Here is a 4,670-nt window from a genome sequence, read left to right as displayed (position 1 = left end):
TTTGTACTATATGAATATTATCACAATTTTTTAAATATTACAATAAATAATTTTTATTTTATAGTTTTGATCATTTATAAACAAAAAGGAGATGTCTCAAAATAGAAATTATTTCTATTTTGAGACATCTCCTTTTTATACGATCACACTATTATCCTAAATTTTTTTTAAATGTCTTTAACACTATTTATTAATCTGCCTAAGATACTCCTCAACGAAAATATCAATATCACCATCCATAACTGCATCTACATTGCCCATTTCCGTATTAGTTCTATGGTCTTTAACCAAATTATATGGATGAAATACATATGATCTAATTTGACTTCCCCAGCCATTATCTTTTAAATCTCCAGTCAAGTCTTCAATTCTATCCTTTTTAGCTCTTTCCTTTAAATCTAAAAGTTTTGCCATAAGCATCTTCATTGCAGTTTGTTTATTGCTATGCTGACTTCGCTCATTTTGACACTGAACTACAATTCCTGTAGGTATATGAGTAATTCTTACTGCTGAGTCAGTTTTATTTACATGTTGACCTCCTGCCCCGCCTGACCTATACGTGTCTATTCTGAGGTCATCAGGCCTTATATCAATATCTTGGCTTTCAGTAAGTTCTGGAAGCACTTCACATGAAGCAAAAGAAGTTTGTCTCTTACCATTTGCATTATATGGTGAAATTCTTACTAATCGATGTACTCCCTTTTCAGCCTTTAAGTATCCATAGGCAAACTCACCCGTTATTTTTAATGTAACTGCTTTAATACCTGCCTCATCGGATGGCTGATAATCTAAAACTTCAATCTTATATCCCTTTTTCTCACACCATCTTGAGTACATTCTATAAAGCATTTCCGTCCAATCTTGAGCGTCATTTCCACCTGCCCCAGTGTGAAGCGTTAAGATTGCATTGTTTTTATCATATTTTCCAGCTAGTAAAATTTCTATCCTAAACCTATCAGTATCATATGCTAAATCTTTTAGTTCACATTTTATTTCTGCTATAGAGGAATCATCTTCTTCCTCCTCACTTAGTTCAATAAGTACTTCTAAATCTTCTGTCTTACTAACTACTAAATTAAATCTATCAATTCTATCTTTAATTCCCTTAGCTTGCGTCGTCACTTCTTGTGCCACTACTATATCATCCCAAAAATTAGTCTCCTGCATTTTAAACTCTAACTCTTTTAATTGTTTTTCCATAGATGTTACGTCAAAGAGAAACCTTGATTTCTTCTATGTTACTTTTTAATACATTTATTTCACTTATTATTTCTTCGATTTGTATTATCAATTACTACACCTCTTTCATTATATTTAAAAAGAGGCACGCAAGAATTAATTACGTGCCTCTTTTATAGTTTACAATTGAGAATTATAAACTATACTATCCTCTGCCACAACAGTTTTTATATTTTTTACCTGAACCACAAGAACATTCATCATTTCTTCCCGGTTTAGATTCTTTTTTATTTGGCTCTTTTTTAATGGAATTATCATGATTTGTTGATGTAATCTTGGCAACCATTTCTCTTTCAGGGGCTTTTTCTATTTGCACATGAAATAAGTATTTAACAGCTTCTATCTTTATGTTATCAATCATTTCAGCAAACATATCGCTACCTTCCATTTGGTACGCTTGTGATGGATCTTGTTGTTTATAAGCTCTAAGTCCAATACCTTGTTTTAAATGTTCCATATCATCAATATGATCCATCCATTTAGTATCTACAACCCTTAGAAGAATAACTCTTTCAATTTCTCTCATTTGTTCCTCACCAAATTGTTCTTCCTTCTCGGCATACATCTTTTGAGCTAAATCTAAAAGAGCACTTTTAATTTCGTCAGTAGCCATTTTTTCTAATTCTTCTACTGAAACAGAACCCTTTGGAATATATATTTCTTCAAGATAATTTATAAGTTTTACTAATTCTTCATCAAATTTTTCCTCATCACCGGTAATATGAGACGCAACTGCTGAGAAAACAACATCTTTTATCATTTCTTCAATTTGGCTTTTTATATTTTCTCCTTGAAGAACGTCCGTTCTTTGACTATAAATTATTTCTCTCTGTTGGTTCATTACATCATCATATTGAACAACATTTTTTCTTATATCAAAGTTATTTCCTTCAACTTTCTTTTGAGCACTTTCTATAGCTCCACTTACCATCTTACTTTCAATCGCATCCTCATCAGTTAAACCCAATTTTTCTACAACACCTTGAAGCCTTTCGGAACCAAATATTCTCATTAAGTCATCTTCAAGTGATATATAAAACCTTGTGCTTCCCACATCACCCTGACGACCAGCACGGCCTCTAAGCTGATTATCAATACGCCTAGACTCATGCCTTTCAGTTCCAATTATCTTAAGTCCTCCAGTTTCAATAACACCTTCTTCAAGCTTAATATCTGTACCACGCCCCGCCATGTTAGTTGCTATAGTAACCATACCAAGTGCTCCAGCATGAGCTATTATCTCCGCTTCTTTTTCATGGTATTTCGCATTAAGTACTTGATGGGGAACTCCGCGTCTTTTAAGCATCTCAGATAATAATTCCGATTTTTCTATGCTAACAGTACCTACAAGAACCGGTTGCTTAATCTTATAGGTTTCAGCTATTTCATCTATTATAGCTTTATATTTCCCCTTAACAGTTTTATAAACTAAATCTGCATTATCCAATCTTACGAGCGGCATATTAGTGGGAATTACCAAGACGTCCAATCCGTATATTTCTCTAAACTCCTCATCTTCTGTAAGCGCTGTGCCTGTCATACCTGCTAACTTACCATACATTCTAAAATAATTTTGGAATGTAATAGTTGCTAGAGTTTTTGACTCTTTTTCAATTTTTACTCCCTCTTTTGCTTCAATAGCTTGGTGTAGCCCATCACTATATCTTCTGCCTTCCATAAGTCTTCCAGTGAACTCATCTACAATAATAACTTCTCCATCTTTATCCATATAATCTTTGTCTTTTCTCATTATGTAATTTGCTTTTAAAGCTTGAACTACATGGTGCTGTATAGCCATATTTGCTGCATCAGGATAATTTTCTATGTGAAAATATTTCTCTGCTTTATCTATACCAGCATCAGACATTATAACAGCACTAGCTTTTTCATCTATAGTGTAATCTTCTTCTTTAACTAACCCTTTTACAAAATAATCTGCTACTTTATAAAAATCTGTAGATTTCTCTCCTTCTCCAGATATTATAAGTGGTGTTCTTGCCTCATCTATTAATATGGAATCAACCTCATCCACGATTACAAAGTTTAACCCTCTTTGAACTTTTTCTTCTTTACTGACTACCATATTATCTCTTAAATAATCGAAACCAAATTCATTATTTGTTCCGTATGTTATGTCTGAATTATAGGCCTCTTTTCTTTGATTTTGGTCTATATCATGAATAATTACCCCTACTGAAACACCTAAGAATTCATGTATTCTTCCCATCTCATCTCTATCCCTTTTTGCAAGATAGTCGTTAACTGTAATTATGTGAACTCCCTTTTCTGTTAATGAGTTCAAATATGATGGAAGTGTAGCCACTAGTGTCTTTCCTTCACCAGTTTTCATTTCAGTTATTCTTCCTTGGTGCAGTATTATACCACCAATTAATTGCACTCTAAAATGCTTCATGTTAAGAACTCTCCACGAAGCTTCCCTAACAACTGCAAAGGCTTCAGGTAATATATCATCCAAAGTCTCTCCCTTATTTAGCCTAATTTTAAATTCTTCTGTTTTCGCTTTAAGTTCTTCATCACTTAAGCTAGTCATTTTTGAATCTAATTCCTCTATCTGATCTACAGTTGAATTTATTCTTTTTATTTCTCTATCACTATAACTACCAAAAAACTTATCAAAAAATTTCATACAATTCATCCTCACAATTCAATTTAATAATATACAATTTAATAATATACAATTTAATAATTCCTAAATATACAATTTAATAACTTCTAAATACACAATCTTAATTATACCACTTAATTTGTTGCTATTCAACGTATATGTTTTATAAACTTTGTTACTTAATTATGAACAATCATCCCTTGTCGTATTGTGTAGAATACAAGTTTTATGTATAATAATATTAAAATATAAAATAGGGAGTGATGTTCTTGTTTACCGATTCGCCTTTCTTTGTCTTTTACCTTGAAGAAATAGTTTTGATAAATAATACAATTGATAAAAACTTAAAAGCATTTATAAATAGTTACTCCCCAGACATTTGCTATTTCTTTTCTCATAATTGTTCTATAAGCAGAAAAACAATTTTTGATTTGTTATCTTATCATGGTATAACTGCAAATTTTAATAATATAATTACCCCTACTTATCTTCTGCTAAAGTATTGCAAAGACCTTTACAAAAACTTTTCAATTTACCCCATAACAAATTCCTTAGATTTTAATGACTTTTTTTCTTTAAATATACCGATCAAACATATAACCCCAAGTTTGATTTTGATATCAACTACAAATATAAGCAATGAAAATTTAGATTTTATAAGAAACTATAAAATTCCAATAGTTATTTCTTCTAATTTATGTATTTACAATAGGTCCTTAAACTGCAGTAATTGCTTTAAATCATGTAATTTACGAGAAATAGCAACTACTCATAGAGACAGATTAATTATACCTGACCGGTCTCC

The 4,670-nt window shown here is 31.5% G+C and carries 3 protein-coding genes; 1 reads left to right on the top strand and 2 read right to left on the bottom strand.

The genetic code is table 11. From position 1 onward, the window contains the following. Window positions 1-183: 183 nt before the first annotated feature. Both prfB and secA read right to left on the bottom strand, forming a co-directional pair. A protein-coding gene (gene prfB / locus JJE11_RS14880; RefSeq protein ID WP_291637002.1) for a peptide chain release factor 2 occupies window positions 184-1,291 on the bottom strand; the annotation gives its coding sequence in 2 pieces (ribosomal slippage) (window positions 184-1,212 and window positions 1,214-1,291; 1,107 coding nt in all). Window positions 1,292-1,384: 93 nt separating this feature from the next. Further along, complete coding sequence (gene secA / locus JJE11_RS14875) at window positions 1,385-3,886, bottom strand: preprotein translocase subunit SecA (RefSeq protein ID WP_291636995.1); 2,502 nt, start codon at window positions 3,884-3,886, stop codon at window positions 1,385-1,387. Between the two features lie 248 nt (window positions 3,887-4,134). On the opposite strand from secA, the gene JJE11_RS14870 reads away from it, so the two are divergent. After that, window positions 4,135-4,670 (top strand): hypothetical protein (locus JJE11_RS14870; RefSeq protein ID WP_291636992.1); only part of this gene is annotated, 536 nt, incomplete at its 3' end.

The sequence above is a fragment of the Clostridium sp. genome, assembly GCF_016650095.1.
Taxonomy (GTDB): Bacteria; Bacillota; Clostridia; order Clostridiales; family Clostridiaceae; genus Clostridium_AD.
Note: the sequence above shows the minus strand (reverse complement) of the source record. Positions and strands in the feature narration are given on the sequence as shown.

Bases quoted from the DNA above. Each gene is read 5' to 3' on its own strand.
- secA (WP_291636995.1), bottom strand. From the start codon at position 3,886: ATGAAATTTTTTGATAAGTTTTTTGGTAGTTATAGTGATAGAGAAATA.